We start from the raw sequence: 19,018 nt of genomic DNA on the forward strand, positions 1-19,018 counted from the left end.
TGAAAAGAATGAATAAAGTAAAACGAAAAAAGACAGCGAAGTGCATGCTGTCTTTTTTACTTAAATCAATATATTCAACTACTCTATTTTTGTGCAGGTAATGTTCTTGTTAACCAACCTCTTTTGTTAGCGGTAGCGATAGCGTAAGGAGTAATCCAGAATAGAGTAAACGTATAGAATATACTATATGGATACGCCCAGAAAGACTCTGCTACGCTATATCTTTTCGAGTAGAAAAATACTTGAATACTCGAGAAGATAAAAATACTTACTAAAGCAGAAGTGATAAACACTAATGGTTTAGTCGCTATGAAGAATAACATTAAGATTAATAAAGGATAAGCCATTAGTACTCTTAACCATTGGTTTAGCAATAAAATTCTTGGACCTATTGTTGATCCCTCTCTAAACTTCTTAAAAGCAAATTTACTCATAGCAATGTTTTCTCTAACATTACTTCTTTCCCAACGAATAAACATCTTGTATAATGTTCTATACTCTTCAGGAGTATTCGTTAATACATAAGCATTACGTTGGAATAGTACGTGATATCCTTGTTTTAGAATCATATTTGTCATGGCTCTATCTTCACCGATATCAGAAGGTTGCCCCATGAAGGTTTGGTTGATCCAATCTTCTAAACAGTTCATTACAGCTTCTCTTCGATATGCTGCTAATGCTCCTGGGGTACATAGTACTGATCCTAAAGCACTCTGAGCAGAACGAATGAATTCAAAACTGAATACAAAACTTACATTTAGCATTTTAGGAATAACTCCATCCTCTGTATTTAGTACTCTTACATTTCCTCCTACAGCACCACATTTCTCATTGTACACGAATGGGCTAACTAAGTTTCTAAGTGTATCTTTTTTTACAATAGAATCACTATCTACTGTGATATAAACCTCTCCTGTACCTATATTAAAACCTCTGTATAGCGCGTGTCTTTTTCCTTGGTTTTTAGGTTGTTGTAAGATAGATACTCTTTCTCCTAATTCTGCTTTAGCTTTCAACATCCAGTTCCATGTATCATCTTTACTACCATCATCTATAGAAATAATCTCTAATTTCTCTACTGGATAATCACCATTTGCTAAACTAAGTAGGGTATCATATACTAAACGTCCTTCATTATAAGCAGGAACTATAACAGTACATGTTGGTAATTCTTCATCACTTAATGAAGCAACAGGTTTATATCTAAAATAAAGATATACTATATAAAGTAAGAAGCTCATTTGTAAAACAAATAGAACAAGTCCAAAGTTAATTACAGTAGAACCCCAAAATGATTTTAATTGTTCGAAACGTATTCTCTCGAAGTATGGTTGTAATTTGTAAATTAAAAATAATCCTACCCCCATTAGTAAAAAGGTACCTCCTAAAACGATATAATCAGTTGTAGATAATGATTTTGTCTTTAAAGGTTTTCCTTCTTGTTTGTCTAAAGGAATTGATTGTGGCGTATTAATCGTTTTGTCGTTTTGCATAACCTTATCTTTTAATATTGTTATACTATTTGCGTGTTTGTTTTATAATTTATTTTTTAGTGTTTGTATTTGAGAATATATCTCATTATAAAAGTTTTATTAACCAAATAGTCACTTAAGTACCTTCAATAGTTGTGCCATCGCTGTTTTAGACAGTTTGGACCTCTTTTTAACAAAATAAATGACACATAGTGTAGATAGTTGGGGAATGAAGTGAGGTCATTATACTCTCTTTTGCTGTAGAATAGTATTTATTAGTACTCTTGTGGAATAGTACATTTACACATTTTAGTACCTATACTTAATTGATAAAGTAGATTAGAAAGAATATTTAAAACAGTATTTTTGTAAAGCTACTTGTTAGAAAAGGAGTGCAAATAGAAAAGAAAAATAGGATTATGAAAGAAATTATAGGAGATTATAAAGCAGTCTTAGACTTAGGAGAAATGAAAGTAGATCTAGTATTGCATATAGAAGATATAGATAAAGTTACTTTAGACTTACCTAGTCAAGGAGCGATGGGAATCGAAGCTACCAATATAGCTTTTAAAGAAGCCAACTTAAGTTTTTCTGTCGCAGCTATGGGAATGAGCTTTGCAGGGGCGTATATAGAAAACAAAATAGAAGGAAAGATGAGTCAAATGGAACAAGAACTACCTGTTGTTTTTGAAAAGACAGTAATTACTCTACCAGGAAATCCTTCGTTAGTATCTACAGAAGAAGAATTATTGGCCTTAGCTAATAAAGAACAAGGGGAGTATAAGTATAAGGTAGAAGATTACTTTCAACGTCCTACATCATCTGGATTTCAACTCTCACCTAATGGGAAGTATTTATCTTATAGAGAAAAAGATGAGAAGAATAAACGCCATGTGTATGTAAAAGAGATTGAGACAGGTAATATCATCCGTGTAATAGAAGAAGGAGAAGAGTTGGTAAGAGGGTATGGATGGATTAATGATGACCGACTAGCGTATGTAATGGATAATGGAGGAGATGAGAACTACCATATATATGCTGTGAATGTAGATGGTAGTAATAACATAGATCTAACCCCATTTGATAAGGTACAAGCAGGTATTCTGAATATGCTTAAAGAGCAAAAAGATTATATCATTATCACAATGAATCTTGAAAATGCTCAAATATTTGAACCTTATAAGATTAATATCAATACAGGTGAATACGTGAAGCTATTTACGAATGATGACCCATCTAATCCTGTATCTGATTATGATTTTGATAAAGATGGTAATCTTAGAGGGTATTCTAAGATGTATAATGGTATACAGACACAGTATTTTTATAAAGCAGAAGGAGAAACAACTTACCAATTATTTCATACTATAAATTGGTCTGATACCTTCTCTCTTATGGCATTTAACTATGCGTCTACAGATAAAGATGAAGCTTATGTTTTGACTAATTTAGATTCTGATAAGCAACGCATTGTACTGTATAACTTTAGAACAAAGTCTGTAGTTAAAGAAGTATATGCTAATGCAGAGTATGATGCTTCTATTATTGGACTTTCTCGTAATAGAAATTGGGAGATAGACTACTTAGGGTACGAAGGCGAAAAAGTTGTGATAGAACCAGTAAGTGAGACTTTTAAAAAGATTAGTGCTGATTTAGACAGACACTTTGGAGAATATGAGTATTCTATAGCAGCTAAGACAGAAAAAGAAGACCGTTATTTGATCATAGTACAGAGTGATAAGCTTTATGGTAAGTATTATAATTATGATAAAGATACAGGTGATGTTACTCTGCTTTACGATCTAATGCCTCAATTAAAAGAAGAGGATATGGCAGAGATGTTACCTATCTCGTTTATGAGTCGTGATGGGATTAAACTACATGGATATATTACATTACCTAAATCTGCTAAAGAAGGAAATAAAGTCCCTTTAATTGTGAATCCACATGGAGGACCACAAGGTATTAGAGATAGTTGGGGCTTTAACCCAGAAACACAGTTATTCGCAAGTAGAGGATATGCAACATTACAAGTGAACTTCCGTATATCAGGAGGTTATGGGAAAGAGTTCTTTACATCAGGTTTTAAACAAATCGGACGGAAAGTAATGGACGATGTAGAAGATGGAGTACAATACGTTATCGAACAAGGATGGGTAGATGCTTCTAAAATTGCTATTTATGGTGCTAGCCATGGAGGATATGCTACACTGATGGGATTAGTGAAGACTCCAGAGCTGTATACTTGTGGAGTAGATTATGTTGGTGTATCTAGTATATTCACATTCTTTGAATCATTCCCAGAATATTGGAAGCCTTATAAAGACATGGTTAAAGAGATATGGTATGATTTAGATAATGAAGAAGAAAGAGAGATTGCTCGTGAAGTGTCTCCTGTCTATCAATTACATAAAATCAACAAACCTCTTTTCGTTGTTCAAGGAGCGAATGACCCAAGGGTAAAAATAGCAGAGTCTGATCAAATTGTGGAAGCATTAAGAGCGCGTGGTTTTGAAGTACCTTATATGGTAAAATATGATGAAGGGCATGGCTTTGCAAAAGAGGAGAACAGTATTGCTTTTTATAAATGTATGATGGGCTTTATCTCAGAGCACTTAAAATAAAGAACAAAAAAATCCCTGTTATATATAACAGGGATTTTTTTATCTATTAATATTCACTATTAGAACCGAATACTGTCTTTCTATTCACATATTTACCTCTCGTAAAGTCAGGCATCTCTTGTACCTGACCATGTGCTGCTATAGACTTCTCACTTAGAGGAGTCACTGCATACCAAGTAGCCAAGTCATAAATGTCAAATGGAAACTCTATATTTCTTTTGATACTTTCCACAAAGGCATTGATCATAAAGTAATCCATACCACCATGACCAGCACCTACAGCTTTAGCCTCATTGTTTTTCCACAGCGGATGGTCATATTGCTCTAAGTAGTCTTTAGAGTTAGCCCATTGATGAGAATGATCCATCTCTTTTTCGAAGTAGATAAATCCTTTGTCTAATCCGCCAGAGCTAATCTCTTGCCAGATACCATCAGTACCTTGTACTTTAAAACCTAAATTATATGGGCGTTGTAGAGAAGTATCATGAGTCAATACCATTGTCTCTCCATTCTCACATTTAAGTGTTGTAGTAACGATGTCTCCTTGTTTAAAGTTTACTTTTGCATTAGGGTGATCTTGACCGCCATTCTCTACGATGTACTGATGTAATCCCCTTGCTTTAGAAGCCATAGAAGTTAGGTGAGTGATTCTATTCCCTCTATTGACATTAAACATAGCTGCTAGAGGACCTACACCATGCGTAGGGTATAGTTCCCCATTTCTAGTGACATAGTGATCTGTTCTCCATTTCGCTTCACTAAATCCTTTCTCACCAAATTCTACACCTCCACCATAAGGTTGTACCCCATCGTTAAATAAGACATTTCTAAGGTCGTGTTGATATCCACCAGTACCGTGGATTAATTCCCCAAACTTACCTTTCTTTACCATATTGAAGACAGCCATGATATCACGGCGGTAACACACATTCTCTAACATCATCAGAGGTACCTTTGTCTCTTCATACACATTTACATAATTCCAACATTCCTCTAGCGTCATGGCTCCACATACTTCCATACCCACTATCTTGCCTGCACGCATAGCTTCTGTCCCTTGTCTTTCATGCCATTCCCAAGGAGAGGAGATAATAACAGCATCTATATCATTGCGTTTTAGAAGATTTTGGTAGTCATAATCTCCTTTGTCATATACGATAGGTTGTTTTTTATTGTGTTTATCTACGATTTTTTGAGCGCGTTTGATCATTCTGTCATCAGGATCAGCCATTGCGATCACTTCTACATCGTCTCTTTTTAGTAATTCATCTAAGTGCACTTGCCCTCTTAGTCCTACAGCGATCATTCCGATACGCACTTTTTTAGTGTTGCTTGAGAAGCTAAATAAAGAAGAAGGTACGATTAATGCACCTATACCAGCCATACTGGTATTTTGAAGAAAAGCTCTTCTATTCATAATAGTTATAGTTAATAGGTTAGAACTCAAAAATAGAAGATAAGAAGGGGAATAAAAAGTAAAACAGTTAATTATTTCTCAAAATGTACTTTAGAGCTAGTTTGAGTAAGAGAACTTATGTCAACGGTGTTTGTATAAAGTAACTATGATAGTCTAAAGTAAAATGTGGTACTTTGTAAAAAAGCAAAAGATGAAAATAATCAGAGAAATGCCTATTGTGAAAAGCGATAGACTAGTTTTAAGAGAATTAAGAAGAAGTGATGCTCCACAAGTATTTGAATACTTTTCTAAAGATGAAGTAACAGAATACTATGATCTAGCAACGTTTACGACTGTAGAACAAGCAGAAGAACTGATTCAGATATGGAATGATAGAACGATAAATGGACAAGGTCTTCGATGGGCTATAACTTTAAAGGGAAATGATGAACTAATAGGAACATGCGGATTTCATAGTTTATCACTAGAGAACAGTAGAGCAGAGATAGGATATGAAGTAACTCCTGCTTATTGGGGGAAAGGAATAGCTAGTGAAGCTGTAGCCTTAATGTTAGAGTTTGGCTTCACTACATTAGATTTGCATCGTATAGAAGCTTTTATTGATCCTGCGCATGATGCTTCTCGTCGTGTATTACAGAAAAACGGAATGAAAACAGAAGGTGTTCTTAGAGATTACTTTTTTGAGAAGGGAAGATATGTAGATGCAGAGTTACTATCTATACTGACTGATAAATAGGGAGTTATATTTTTTTAGAAAATAAAAAAGCCAATTGTTCATAATTAATGACCAATTGGCTTTTTAGTATTTAAATTTTTAAAGGGATATGTGACAAATGTAGGGCATTTATAACTAGTATAAAAGCCAAAAATTGTCTTTTTTATAAGATAAAGTTCTTTTATGGATAATAGAGCTTATCTGTGTAATCAAAGGGTAAAAACAAAGCCTTTTATGTTTTTGTTCTTTTATTAGTTTAAAATTTTCACACCTTTTAAGAATATCCAACGCATACATATTTTATCTCCTTTATCAGTTTTGAATACTTTAAACTGAGGAGCTAAGATTGTAGCAGTTACAGCACTTGTCAGTGGTAACCAAAAACCACTTAATGCTGTAAAAGTAGTGAATGCTAAACGACATAAAATGAATAGTATAGCAAAACTCAGAAACTGTAAGATGATGGTTTTAGTAGATACACTCATGGTTTAATCATTTTTGTTTATATATTTTCCTTTTTTACTTCCTTCGTATAGTTCATATTTTACTAAACGAGCTTCTAGTTTTCCATTGTATAGTTTTATCTTTCTAGAAGGTCTTAATCCTACGAATTTTAAGGCTTCTACATTACCTGTGATAAACCAAGCTTCTGTGCCAGGGTATCCTTGTTTTAATGTATCACCTACTTCTCTGTAGAAGCGTTCTAGATCTATGTCTAGACGTTCTCCATAAGGAGGGTTAAACACCATGTGTAGTGGGCCTTCAGTTTCCTTTTGAGTATCGAAGAAGTTCGCAGTTTTTATCTCGATATATTCGTCTAAGTTAGCATTTCTTACGTTATCTATCGCTTTTAATACTGCAGAAGGTGCCTTATCGTATCCTTTTATTGTATAATGGAACTCGCGTATTCTTTTTAATAGCGACTCTTGTACCTTGTCAAAAAGCTCTGCATCCCAATCATTCCATCTTTCAAAAGCAAACTCTTTTCTATTGATATTTGCAGGGATATTACAAGCGATCATAGCCGCTTCTGTTAAGATTGTACCAGAACCACACATTGGATCCATAAAATCACTTCTACCATCCCATCCTGACATTAATAACATTCCTGCTGCTAACACTTCATTGATAGGAGCGATATTAGTAGCTGTTCTATATCCACGGTGGTGTAGAGAGGCTCCTGACGAATCTAGAGATATTGTACACAGGTCTTTTTGTAAGTGGACGTTAATTCTTAAGTCCGGATAATCTTTATCTATACTTGGGCGTACTCCACTTTTATTTCTAAACTGATCTACGATAGCATCCTTTGCTTTTAACGCAACGAATTGAGAGTTGTTAAAGTTATCAGAGAATACTGTAGCGTCTATTACGAAGGACTGATTAGCTGATAGATACTCACTCCAGTCAATACTTTGAACACCTTTATATAAGTTTGCTTCATTATATACTGCAAAAGTAGCAATAGGTTTTAGGATTTTTAAAGCTGTACGCAGAGATAGATTGGCTTTATACATAAAACCTTTATCTCCTTTAAAACTTACCATTCTAGTACCCTGTTGTACATTTAATGCACCTAATAATTGTAATTCTTTTGCTAGTACTTCTTCAAAACCGAAGAAGGTCTTAGCCACCATTTTAAAATTTTCCATCTTTCTTCTTATATAAGGAATAATTGACTATTCTGCTTTAAACCAATATACTACGTCTGATAAAAACAGTATAATTTACTGCGTTTTTTTCATTATTTCAAGACTATTTTAGTTAGTTATAAAATCCTGATATGTCTGTGATATATGCTAGGTTTAATCCGCAAAAATAAAGTAAATTTGCAGGCTAATTAAAAAGTTTTAAAATAAAAGTATGTCAAAAGAGAACAAAGCTTGGTATAAGTCGTGGTTTGACACCCCTTATTACCATACTTTATACAAAGATAGGGATTACGAAGAAGCACAAGTGTTAATTGATAATTTAACTCATTATTTAAATTTAGAAGAAGGGGCAAAAGTGTTAGATTTAGCTTGTGGCAAAGGAAGACATTCTATATATTTAAATTCTTTAGGTTACGATGTTACTGGGGTAGATCTGTCGCCTAATAGTATAGAAGAGGCTAGCAAGTATGCTACAGATACACTTCATTTTGAAGTACGTGATATGAGAGAGCCTTCTACAGAGAAGTATGATGCTATCTTTAATTTATTTACTAGTTTCGGATATTTTCCTGATCCAGCTGATAATATGCGTACATTAGATGCTATTCATCAGAGTGTAAATGAATACGGATTAGCAGTAATCGACTTTATGAATGTAGATAAAGTTATCGCTAATCTAGTACCTTCTGAAGTTAAAACAGTAGACGGAATTGACTTCCATATTACTAGAAAATACGAAGACGGGTTTATTATCAAAGAGATTGTCTTTGATGCAGATGGAGAACACCATGAATACGAAGAACGTGTTAAGGCGTTAAGACTAGAGGACTTTGAAGCGATGATGAATGAGAAAGAAATCTACCTTTTAGATGTTTTTGGTGATTATAAGTTGCGCAAGTTTTATAAAAAAGAATCAGAACGATTAATTATGATTTTCAAATAAGCCGATGGTTTATATTATACCTTTATTATCAGTTATTGCAGGGTATTTAATAGCAGTGCTATTACAGCCCAAAAACAAAAAGAATTTAAAATTGCTAATGGCCTTTAGTGGATCATTTCTGTTAGCATTGACAGTTACCCATTTGTTACCTGATGTGTATGCAGCTAGTGAAGCCGCGTCATTAGCAGAACATGTGGGACATAGTCATGATCACGGACACGACCACAGTTCTGGTAATATTGGTTTCTTTATTATGATCGGGATTGTCTTCCAGATTATATTAGAGTTTTTCTCTAAAGGGGCAGAGCATGGGCATGTACATACTCATGACAAATTAGACAAGGTACCTTGGCTTTTATTTATCAGTTTGTGTATCCATGCCTTATTTGAGGGAATGCCAGTGAGTCAGCATGAAGAGTTAGCATGGGGTATAGCGATACATCACTTGCCGATAGCAGTGATATTAACTGCCTTTTTTATTAATGCAAATATGAATAAGAAGGTGGTGCTTTTCTTTATGGTTGTTTTCTCTCTGATGACACCATTAGGAACATTGGTTTCTAGTAATGTAGAGTTCTTGACTCAGTATTACGCTGAGATATCTGCTATAGTAGTAGGTATTTTATTCCATATCTCATCGACTATTATCTTTGAGAGTAACGAAGGACATTCATTTAATATCAATAAGCTTATAGCTATAATATTAGGAGTAGTAGCTGCTTATTTTATATAAGTAGAATTATAATAATATGAGGAAGACGATTCGAAAGAGTCGTCTTTTTTATTATAGTTAGTTGAGCGTAAGATCTAAGATTAAATTTCTTTAAATAGAATGTCTAGGGCTTTCATGGTGGCAAACATTTTAATACAATCAAAGCCCCTTTATATTATGGTCGTTTTGTACTACTACAGTAAAAATACTACCCTTCATTTATGATAGCATTATACTCTTTAAAAGCCATTATTAATCGAATAGAAGGTTCCTGTATCGTATAGATAGCGTCAATAAAAACTTCAGCATCTCGTTCAGAAGCAATTATTACCTCATTATTCTTACTATTTTCCTCTTCTTTTTCTTTTACAACTTTGAGAATGAAATCTGTCAAACGTTGGTAGCCACCAAGTACAATATCAGTTTCCACTAAAGCTTGTTGTTCTAAAGGTGGAAGCTTATTAAGGATTATCTTGTTTTTGTGTATAATATTCATTTTTAGTGTATTATTTTTTTTACAAAGGTATCGAATCGAAATAAAATAGTATTCTTTTTTTCTTACGGAGGTATTTTATGCGTGTTATAATATAATAAGAATTGTATATATTTGTAATACAAATATATACAAAGATATACTTATGAGTACAAAGAAACCTAAAAAAGCTGGCTCTTTTCGATTAGATACAGGTCTATATAATCATATAGAAGAATTAGCAAGAAAGAATAATCGTAGTTTTAATAATCTATTAGAAACACTATTGATTAAAGCAACTAATTATCATGAGCCTAATCAGGATAGTATAAATGCTATGAATGAAACTAATTTAGAAACTATTAGCAAAGAAGAGTTTCACGATTTTATTGATAAAATGTAGTGTATGTATCAACTGCAACTTACATCTCAGTTTAAAAAAGATCTTAAGAAAATTAAGAACAATAAGAAACGCTTGAAGAAAGTACTTGATCTTATTGACTTATTGATAGAAGGAGGTGTAGGTAATGTTCCAATTGAAATGAGGCCACATAAATTAATTGGTAATTGGAATGGGCGCTTAGAGTGTCACATCGAATCAGATTATTTAATTATCTGGTTTGAAGAGAAAAATCCAAATATTATCAGATTAGAACGTGTAGGGTCACATTCAGAATTATTTGAATAGTTCTGTTAATATAGGTAGGAAAGATAAAGTATCGATATATACTGTACTAAGTCATTATTTTTCTAACTAAATGAAGTCCACCTGTGCTATACGCTATATCTATTGGTACGATAGTATTATCTAAGAAGAACTCCCCTTTATTGTATTGGACTATTCTCTCATCAAGGAGGAGTAGATGGTCATTGCCTTCAGTGAGTACATCTAAGTTATGCTCAGTAAGAGGTACACGTTCTATATAATCTATATTGCCGTATGTAGAGAGTTGAGGTATTGAGATTAGTTGTTCATTGAGATAGGTAGTATATTTCGTAGCTCCTCCAGGAAAACCAGACCAAGGAAGTGCTTTTCCGATCTCAAATTCTATATTAGTTAAGTCTCCTTTAAATAGAAAGAGTTTCTCTTCTAAATCTAAAAATGGGAGTGGTAATGATTTCTTTTCAAATACTTCTTCAGCTTCCCAAAAGTGTACTACCCTATGAGCCCAGTCTACATTATCATAGTCTTCAGCTGGTAAATCCTCTTCCCAATAGTGCATATACAGTTGTCCTGTTCTGAGTGGGAGTGTAGACTGCTTGAGTGCCTTTTTTTGTTCCTCTGATAGGTCAATATAGACAGTAGGTACTGTTGACACATTCGTAGAGGAGGGTTTGTTTTCTTTTTTTCCAAATAGCTTTGATAGAAATCCCATAGTAAGACAAGTTTATTTATTCTAAACTAAGAATTTTTATTGAGATAATGGTATTCTAACCTCTAAAATCAACAATTATAGTCTTCATAAAAATTAATCTGTAAACCTAAGAATTGCTCTAAATCCTCTAAATCATGTTTAATCGTATCGTGTGCTCCTTCAAAGACAGTGACAGTATTACCCTCTTTTAAATTTACAGATAATACGCAGAATCCACCACCTTTAGCAGGTAGGGTATTCCATAGTGTAAGAGAGTCTATTTCTTCTTTATTAAATGTAATAGCAAAGGCTTTATCCGCAAATCCAATCCTATTATTCGGTTTATCTATCCATATAACAGAATTGTTTTTACTCTGTAGCTTTACAAGATCAGGAGTACTTTTGATTCTTTCATTTCTTAGATAATTACTTGGTGCAGTAAGGGAATAGTTGAATACATAAGTAGCTGACAATACTAGTTTCGGTGTATATATGTCATCTGCTAATAGGTCGGGATAATCATACTTAGTATTGATATTCAGTGAAGTGAAGCTATAAGCTACAGTTCTAAACTCAGGATCATCTATGGTATAGTTTAGTTCGAATGTGATATGATCAGATTCTGCATAGAAGAACAAGTGGTGTTCATTATAAAACGTATAGGTAGCAGTAGAACCTAGGTCGTGCTCTAGAGTCTCTTTTAGTTGATATAAGCTAGTATCAGACCCATCTGTAGCAAAGCATTTAGTATAGTAACTCGTAGGAGCTACATCAGCACGTATATCATCTATATAGGTACCTAAATTATCTACAGTGATATTGCCAATGCGTACAGGGTAAGTTGTTTCTGCATAGAATCCATCCGAATGAATATACTCTTGTGCTAATAACTTTTCTTTAGTCGTGTTCCAAGGCACAAATATTGGCGTGGGAGCTAGAACTTCATAGCCCTTGAGATAATCATTATGAGATGTATTCGTTAGCTTATAATTCTGTTTGTAGGTAGTTCTGTATAGCTTATATATATTATTTGTTTTATTGTTGAGGTGTTGAATAACCAAGTTGATGTCGAAATGAAACTGTTTGGCTAAGTATAGCCACAGTTTTTCTGTACCTACATAATCACCAGGGATGTAGTACTGTCTATCTTGGTAGATGAACATACTTGGCTCACTATAGTCCGATGTCTCTAGATAAATGTATTCTATTTTAGGGATAAGGATTATTTCATCTTCACTCTCATACGATCTATTAGTGATAATAATTTCATTATCTGTTATTCTTATGATTCCTCTATCCTTATTTTCTTTTGGAAACTTACTTTTATGCGAAAACCACCCCATACACTTACAGTTAAAAAGATAAAGGTAGAGAATATCAGTGATTCTCTACCTTTATCCACTAGGTTTTTCATTGTGTTTTATAGGCCATTATCTAGATAGAGAATACTACTAGGATGGAATTCACGATTATTAATCATAATGTATTGACCAGTTAAGGTCTGCTTTAGATACCATAACTGTCCTATCACAAGGGTAATACTGCTCTCTAACGTATTCTGTATAACCCACTCTTTAGCAGAGAGGATTTCTCCTTTTTTGACAGTGAAGGAAATACTTTCTGTTTTGTGGATTTCTTGATAGTTAAGTTGATGATATTGTATAAATAACTCTACTTTAATCTCAGATGTATTATCTTCAAAGTTAAAATAGTCATTGATAGTAGAGGTGTCTATACTAATACGTGTTTTATGACTATCTAGTTTCTGAAAAGTAATCGGTAGGGTACAATACTCTCCAAAAGGAGTATTCGTATTAAAGTAAGTGCGTTGACCTAAAGGAAATACTTCATTATTACGCAGCTGTGCTAATGCAAGCGTGTTCATTCTAAGGTGCATTTTTTTACAATGATTGTTGTTCATTGCGAGTTGGATGAGGTATCTTAATTGCCTATTGCATTTCTGCACCGTACCAAAGTCTGTAGCTGCCTGCTTCGTTTTTTTAGTCTGTTTTTGTTTAGAGGGTTTGCCTTGCATAATGACTTTGTTATCTACTATTCTGAATACAGAGTTTAGATACTTTCCTTGAGGTCTCCCTTTTGCATCAATTTTTGCCATAATTGTTATAATTTATTGGTTATACTTTACTTGCATAGTAGTCTTCATTGACTATTGATTTGGTTCATTTATTATTATGTGAGTCCTACGTGAGATACGTCTCCGTTTTTTTGCTTGATTTAACGGAGTGAGTACGGACTCATAACGGACTCACTACGGACTCAATTCGAGTGAAACCCTACTAGAATACAACCAGACATCAAATGCGATAGCAGATTGTATTCTGTTTTTATTCTTGTTTGTTCTCTTTGCAAAGTTTTGAATTATAAATATGTTTTTTTTTGAGATGGGAAAAAATGGCCACAAATGTCCTAAAATGGCCACAAATGACCTATCTCGACCAAAAATTGATCTATAAAAAAGGCAAAACAGACAGACTTATCTGTTTTTATTGGTCGCAGACGGTAGTTAAAACTATGCACTTTAGTGCATTTAGCTTTCAGCTTCTAAAAACCTTTCACAATATTGGTTGTTGTTACTTGTGAATTGGTTATCTAGTGCATTTTGAAACTAAGATATTTTAAAAGTTAGTTTTAAGTAAAACTACTAAGTTCTGTATTTCCACACAGGCAGACTTTAGTCTGCTTTAACAAACTATGGACTTTCAGTCCATAGTGGTTTATTTCTATCTTTGTTTCATGAAAAATAATTCACCTAAGGAGAGGGTATTAGAGGCTGCTACTTTACTCTTTCATCAATATGGATATAATAGCACAGGGATCAATGCTGTGATAGAAGAAGCTAAGGTGGCTAAATCTAGCTTTTATGACCATTATAAAACGAAAGATGATCTAGCTGTAGCGTATCTAAAAGCTAGACATGACTATTGGTTTATGGGACTGAAAGAAGATGTGGAGAAGAAGCGCACGATTAAGGAACGCATCATAGCAGTGTTTACCTATATTATAGAGATGAATGAGAAGGAGGGATATAGGGGCTGTGCATTTCTTAATATGTTGTCAGAGCTACCTGAGCATAAAGGAAAAATTTATGAAGTCATCCACCAGCATAAGACAGAATTACAAGCATATTTTAAGGCATTAGTGACAGATGAGAACAGAGCCTTTATGTTATATATGCTGTTTGAGGCAGGGTTGACAGAGAGTCAAGTCTATCAGAACTCAGCCTGCGTAAAGAAAACAATAGAATTACTAAAACAAGATTTAATCTAAATGAAACGATATATAGCAAAATTTAAAACAACAGAGACTAGCCCACAATCCGCTACTTCTAAACATTCTATATACTCAGGGATAGGAGGTATGTTAGCCATAGGCGTGATAGCCTTTATGACTAAAGAATTAGAAATGCCTTTGATCATGGCTCCCTTTGGAGCGACTTGTGTATTGGCATTTGGAGTACCTGATAGTCCTTTGGCTCAACCTCGTAATATCATAGGAGGTCATCTATTAGCGAGTCTAGTAGGACTGCTATGTCTTACTTTTTTAGGAACAGAATGGTATTCTCTAGCAATAGGAGTAGGTGCAGCGATAGGCTTAATGCTGGTGACTAAGACTACACATCCACCAGCAGGTGCAGATCCTCTAGTCATTATACTAGGAGGAGCGAGTTGGTCTTTTATTGTTAATCCTGTTTTGGCAGGATCTGTTATTATCACAGTAATAGCCTTGTTATTTAACAATATAAGCAAGCTGAGGAAGTACCCTAAGTATTGGTGGTAATAATCAGATTAATTGCGGTACTATTTATATATCCATAGGGATAGTGTTTATGCGTTTCATATTTTTGCGCAAAAAATATGAAAAAATCGTATAACCATCTGATAGGGATTATATTAGGTAAGCTAGTATGGTTTGGAGGTATTGGTGTTATTGTTAGTATGGTATTAGCCCTTACTAATAAAGTACCTGATACAGTAGAGTGGTTTTTATTAGTCGTATTGCCCTTCTTTATTATTGGTGCGATATACTATGTGTTTAAGTATTGTAATAGTATTGACTTTGAAGGAGATCATCTTATTATCACAACTGTCAAAGGTGAGAAGATGCTATATTCTGTGAGAGATATTCAAGATATAGGAGTGTTAGAACATAGAAATTCGGGGGTATTGATTGGGTATAGTTTAGTACTGACTTTTGGTGGGCAGCGCAATAAGGTATGGAGCTTGTCAGGGTATACAGAAGCTACTATAAAGGAGATTATAAATAAAATACCAGTGGAGTAGATAACGTATAGTTTAATACAGAAAAGAGGAGAACAATAAGAGAGTTATTGTTCTCCTTTTTATATAATGGTCAGTTGATAGATTTACAGTTTTGTTTTCAGTATTATAAAAACAATAGATATCAACAAAATAGAATAAAGTGAATAATGAAGACAGATGTTTTGAAATTTTATAAATTAGAGGAGAAGGAACAGGTTATAACATTAGTAAAGTATAAAGGTGAGTATAAGTACTTTTTATGTGATAGGGAGTATTGGGTTATGGATTGGAACATTAGGTACGAAAATTACTCAATGGTTTGTAATGAACAAGAAAGAGAGCGTTTTAGTATCAGAACTTTAGATGAAACGAACTGTGATAGATTAATTAATGAGCTAAGAGAAGAGAGTGTAGAAGAGCTACAAAAGGAGTTCTTTTTTAGATATGAAGTAAGTGATAATATATGGGATTTATTAGATATCTATCCTGTGATGTTAGTAGATTTTGATGCTTGTATGTTGTATGTACTTAAGCTGTATGAAGCAATAAATTATGAAATGTATATACCACTACATTGGGAATATACATTTGTTTGGGATAGTTGTATTTCTGGATTAATTCCTGATGATTTTAGTTATTGGAAAAAAGATAATGTTGATTATTTAGCGTTATTTGCAGAGAAATATCATAAGAAAACAAATGATGATTTTTAAAAGATTAGAAAGGATGCTAGAATAGAGTTCACATTAGCATATGCACAGAAGGTATTAAACAATGAAACGTTGTAATAGGTATAATCTAATTAAGGAAATATGACAGAAATAGTCGCAAAAGAGAGTCGAGTAAAGAGACTACAAGATTTTGGGTTACCACAAGTATTCATAGAGAACATTGGGAATATAGAGGAACTAGAGTTTAGGGTAGAGAGTGAAGACAGTGCTTATTATTACTTACCAAGTATTCTTAACTATGATATATTAGTAGGCAAAGAAGTTACACCTATATTCTGTTGTGGAGTGAGCTTTACAGTACTTCTACAAGAGAATGATGATGAACGGATAGTGTATTTCGAGCTTGAATGTGATGAGATTTACAGAGATTATGGGACTAATGTAGAGTTGCTGTTAATGGATATCATGATTGAGTATTATGATGACACAGTGGAGGATGGAGTCTCTTTAGAAGACTTTATACAGGTAGGGAACAAGATAGGTTTTGCTAAGTCAGAGGAGTTATACAGATTAAGAAATCTCTCAGTAGAGGAATATAACGAGAAGTACGAGGACGTGGATGGATGGAGAATAGAGATAGCTGAAGCGTTAGGGGTGGTGTAGGGGAAGAATGCCTGGTTTTACTTATAAATGATATTTGTGTGATAATTAAGATTTATCTAATTTTACCTAAAAGATGATAAGATGAAATTAAAGAAGTTATACTTAAAGAATATTGGCCCTTTCTTAGATGATGAGATAGAATTTGCTACTAACGAAAATGCTGGTAGCCAAGTAACTATTGTCACTGGAGAGAATGGAGCAGGTAAGACTATTATCATCGATGCGATTAGAAAGATGTTTTTGGAATATGAGGGAGATAGTATTCGTTCAATAAGAAGAGGTAAGGATTTTTTGTTGAATATGGAGTTAGAGTTGAATGGTGCTAACTTGTTATTGGAAGCAAGGTTAAATGAAGGTAATAGCAAAGAGAGTTTTGATATTTATAATAGAGGAGAAAAGTATGAGTTTTTTCTAAAAGCATTATTTGATTCATCATCAGCAAAAGGAAATAAATGGATACTTAATTATTGGACATCCCAGAATGATCACCAAACATTTAGTATAAATACTTTAGGCTTTATTAAACTTGAAGGGTATTTAAGAAATTGCTTAGATGGTATTCAACGAAATACAGATACAACACAGATAGTAACTTTCTTTGATTATTTTAAATCCTCTAGCAATCCTACAGAGAGAGCAGAGGGAGAGTATATCTATGAAGTTTTAAAGAAGATATTTAAGATTAGTCTTTTAGACGGGGAGCTGTTACACGTAGAGCGCTCTACTTTCTTACCTGTCATTAGACAGAATGGAGTGGATATCACGATAGAGAAGTTGAGCAGTGGGAATTTGTATTTGGTACAACGTTTAATCTCTTTGTTAAGTCAGATGTATTCTGTCTATAAGTTAAATGATTTACCTTTAGCAGAACTTTGTTTAACACCTGGTGTGTTGTTAATAGACGAAGCAGAGAATCATTTACATCCTAAATGGCAAAAAACATTCTTAAACTCTATCTTAGAGTTGTTCCCTAATCTTCAGATTATCGTGACTACACATTCACCATTTATCGTAGGTTCTGTTGAAGGAGCTAAAGTATATGTGTGTAAACCAGAGATAGGTTACTCAAAGATAATAGATGAGACAAGTAAGTATTCAAATAAGCCTATTGAAGAAATCTTGAGTTCTGATGTTTTTGGGGAGACAAGTTCTTTTGCAAATGTAGAGATTGACAAACTTTTAAAAGAAAGAATTGAAGCAATCGAAGCAGGTGATAAGACAAAAGAAAAAGAAATAGAAGAAAAGTTAATAGCTATTAATCCACAGTATTTTGGGTATTTGAATTTAGATGATACACTTAAACAATTATTAGAAACGAAGTAATGAGGTATATTGATCGATTAGATAAACCTCAGAAGCTAGTGGATAATGAGGAGAAATGGTTAGCTAAGTATTTGGAGAAGCGTGCTCTGTCAGATAAGGTAACGCCTCATACTAGTCAGTATGGACATAAAGAGGTAAAGGAGACTTTAGCTAGAAGTAGTTTTTATAAATGCTTTTATAGTGAGGTTAAGTTCGCTGATTTAAGTGAAGCACAAGTGGATCATTATGTAGAAGTCTCAGAAGATCCTACTAAAGCTTTTGAATGGGAGAATCTATATCTATCCCATAAAGATAGTAATGTTGGTAAAATAACTAATAGAGCTTTGCCTAATCAAGATTGTTTAGATCCATGTACAGCAATAGATGCTGAGATAGAAGAGCATTTAGGTTTTGAAGATGAGGTTGTTATTGGCTTAACTGAAAGAGGGAGAAAAACAATACAGAAATATCATTTGAATAAACCTCTATACAGTAAACTAAGAAGTACAGAACTTAGAAAACTAGATAAGATTATTAGACAAAGAGCTTTATCAGAGTTACCTTTTGATGAGAAGTTTAAGGCTAAGCTACGAATATTTGCTAATCCTGATCAAGCATTTTCGTTGATGTTTAAAAAGTTACTCATAGAAAATGGTTTGCTGTAAGTAAATATTTAGTTTTATGTTTTAAGAATAATTAAAAAAGCCCATAGTCTAGTAAGAGTATGGTTTTTTTGTGAT

At 33.6% G+C, this 19,018-nt stretch carries 21 protein-coding genes; 13 read left to right on the forward strand and 8 right to left on the reverse strand.

Translation table 11 applies throughout. The annotated features are described in order from the left end of the window. Positions 1–83: 83 nt before the first annotated feature. Positions 84–1,493, reverse strand: coding sequence for a glycosyltransferase (locus AABL87_RS02225; RefSeq protein WP_006256740.1), 1,410 nt, complete (start codon positions 1,491–1,493; stop codon positions 84–86). A gap of 398 nt (positions 1,494–1,891) precedes the next feature. On the opposite strand from AABL87_RS02225, the gene AABL87_RS02230 reads away from it, so the two are divergent. Further along, the gene (locus AABL87_RS02230; RefSeq protein ID WP_341276892.1) at positions 1,892–4,096 is read left to right on the forward strand and encodes a S9 family peptidase; all 2,205 of its coding nucleotides are present in this window, start codon (positions 1,892–1,894) and stop codon (positions 4,094–4,096) included. Between the two features lie 46 nt (positions 4,097–4,142). On the opposite strand, the gene AABL87_RS02235 is transcribed toward AABL87_RS02230, so the two are convergent. Then, the gene (locus tag AABL87_RS02235) at positions 4,143–5,513 is read right to left on the reverse strand and encodes a Gfo/Idh/MocA family protein (protein WP_006260833.1); all 1,371 of its coding nucleotides are present in this window, start codon (positions 5,511–5,513) and stop codon (positions 4,143–4,145) included. A 190-nt stretch (positions 5,514–5,703) separates the two neighbouring features. Between AABL87_RS02235 and AABL87_RS02240 the strand changes: the two genes are divergently transcribed. Next, positions 5,704–6,249, forward strand: a complete 546-nt coding sequence (locus tag AABL87_RS02240) for a GNAT family N-acetyltransferase (protein ID WP_006260834.1) — start codon at positions 5,704–5,706, stop codon at positions 6,247–6,249. Between the two features lie 230 nt (positions 6,250–6,479). On the opposite strand, the gene AABL87_RS02245 is transcribed toward AABL87_RS02240, so the two are convergent. Beyond that, the gene (locus AABL87_RS02245; protein ID WP_006263153.1) at positions 6,480–6,713 is read right to left on the reverse strand and encodes a hypothetical protein; all 234 of its coding nucleotides are present in this window, start codon (positions 6,711–6,713) and stop codon (positions 6,480–6,482) included. A gap of 3 nt (positions 6,714–6,716) precedes the next feature. Continuing rightward, entirely contained in the window at positions 6,717–7,865 is a 1,149-nt protein-coding gene (locus AABL87_RS02250; RefSeq protein WP_006260835.1) for a THUMP domain-containing class I SAM-dependent RNA methyltransferase, read from the reverse strand. A 226-nt stretch (positions 7,866–8,091) separates the two neighbouring features. Between AABL87_RS02250 and AABL87_RS02255 the strand changes: the two genes are divergently transcribed. Both AABL87_RS02255 and AABL87_RS02260 read left to right on the forward strand, forming a co-directional pair. Further along, positions 8,092–8,823: a class I SAM-dependent methyltransferase gene (locus AABL87_RS02255; RefSeq protein ID WP_341276893.1), complete on the forward strand. Its 732-nt coding sequence runs from the start codon at positions 8,092–8,094 to the stop codon at positions 8,821–8,823. Positions 8,824–8,827: 4 nt separating this feature from the next. Continuing rightward, positions 8,828–9,556: a ZIP family metal transporter gene (locus tag AABL87_RS02260; RefSeq protein ID WP_319030620.1), complete on the forward strand. Its 729-nt coding sequence runs from the start codon at positions 8,828–8,830 to the stop codon at positions 9,554–9,556. Positions 9,557–9,743: 187 nt separating this feature from the next. On the opposite strand, the gene AABL87_RS02265 is transcribed toward AABL87_RS02260, so the two are convergent. Then, positions 9,744–10,031, reverse strand: a complete 288-nt coding sequence (locus AABL87_RS02265) for a type II toxin -antitoxin system TacA 1-like antitoxin (RefSeq protein WP_341276894.1) — start codon at positions 10,029–10,031, stop codon at positions 9,744–9,746. 142 nt (positions 10,032–10,173) lie between these two features. Here AABL87_RS02265 and AABL87_RS02270 point away from each other — a divergent pair, with 142 nt between their 5' ends. Together AABL87_RS02270 and AABL87_RS02275 are read left to right on the forward strand one after the other, a co-directional pair. Then, positions 10,174–10,410 (forward strand): hypothetical protein, encoded by a 237-nt coding sequence (locus tag AABL87_RS02270; protein WP_006256730.1) that lies wholly within the window; start codon positions 10,174–10,176, stop codon positions 10,408–10,410. A 3-nt stretch (positions 10,411–10,413) separates the two neighbouring features. After that, entirely contained in the window at positions 10,414–10,695 is a 282-nt protein-coding gene (locus AABL87_RS02275) for a type II toxin-antitoxin system RelE/ParE family toxin (protein ID WP_006260838.1), read from the forward strand. Between the two features lie 46 nt (positions 10,696–10,741). On the opposite strand, the gene AABL87_RS02280 is transcribed toward AABL87_RS02275, so the two are convergent. From AABL87_RS02280 to AABL87_RS02290, 3 genes are all read right to left on the reverse strand, one after another. Further along, a complete protein-coding gene (locus tag AABL87_RS02280) occupies positions 10,742–11,383 on the reverse strand; it encodes a hypothetical protein (RefSeq protein WP_341276895.1) in 642 nt (213 codons plus the stop codon). A gap of 68 nt (positions 11,384–11,451) precedes the next feature. After that, positions 11,452–12,705, reverse strand: a complete 1,254-nt coding sequence (locus tag AABL87_RS02285; RefSeq protein WP_341276896.1) for a hypothetical protein — start codon at positions 12,703–12,705, stop codon at positions 11,452–11,454. Positions 12,706–12,782: 77 nt separating this feature from the next. Beyond that, positions 12,783–13,478 carry a hypothetical protein gene (locus AABL87_RS02290; protein WP_341276897.1) on the reverse strand — a complete coding sequence of 232 codons (696 nt, stop codon included), beginning with the start codon at positions 13,476–13,478 and terminating at the stop codon, positions 12,783–12,785. A gap of 638 nt (positions 13,479–14,116) precedes the next feature. Between AABL87_RS02290 and AABL87_RS02295 the strand changes: the two genes are divergently transcribed. The 7 genes from AABL87_RS02295 (at position 14,117) to AABL87_RS02325 (ending at position 18,943) form a co-directional block, all read left to right on the forward strand. Then, positions 14,117–14,650: a TetR/AcrR family transcriptional regulator gene (locus AABL87_RS02295; RefSeq protein WP_230486143.1), complete on the forward strand. Its 534-nt coding sequence runs from the start codon at positions 14,117–14,119 to the stop codon at positions 14,648–14,650. Then, positions 14,651–15,160 carry an HPP family protein gene (locus AABL87_RS02300; protein WP_286393950.1) on the forward strand — a complete coding sequence of 170 codons (510 nt, stop codon included), beginning with the start codon at positions 14,651–14,653 and terminating at the stop codon, positions 15,158–15,160. 77 nt (positions 15,161–15,237) lie between these two features. Continuing rightward, the gene (locus tag AABL87_RS02305; protein WP_058699457.1) at positions 15,238–15,663 is read left to right on the forward strand and encodes a hypothetical protein; all 426 of its coding nucleotides are present in this window, start codon (positions 15,238–15,240) and stop codon (positions 15,661–15,663) included. A gap of 146 nt (positions 15,664–15,809) precedes the next feature. After that, entirely contained in the window at positions 15,810–16,355 is a 546-nt protein-coding gene (locus tag AABL87_RS02310) for a hypothetical protein (protein ID WP_341276898.1), read from the forward strand. A 99-nt stretch (positions 16,356–16,454) separates the two neighbouring features. After that, positions 16,455–16,976, forward strand: a complete 522-nt coding sequence (locus AABL87_RS02315) for a hypothetical protein (protein ID WP_058699459.1) — start codon at positions 16,455–16,457, stop codon at positions 16,974–16,976. Between the two features lie 81 nt (positions 16,977–17,057). Next, positions 17,058–18,299: an AAA family ATPase gene (locus tag AABL87_RS02320; protein WP_058699460.1), complete on the forward strand. Its 1,242-nt coding sequence runs from the start codon at positions 17,058–17,060 to the stop codon at positions 18,297–18,299. After that, a complete protein-coding gene (locus AABL87_RS02325; protein WP_058699461.1) occupies positions 18,299–18,943 on the forward strand; it encodes a hypothetical protein in 645 nt (214 codons plus the stop codon). Before AABL87_RS02320 ends, AABL87_RS02325 begins: the two co-directional genes overlap by 1 nt. Positions 18,944–19,018 lie beyond the last annotated feature (75 nt).

The organism is Myroides sp. C4067 (assembly GCF_038039665.1).
Classification (GTDB): Bacteria; Bacteroidota; Bacteroidia; order Flavobacteriales; family Flavobacteriaceae; genus Flavobacterium; species Flavobacterium odoratimimum.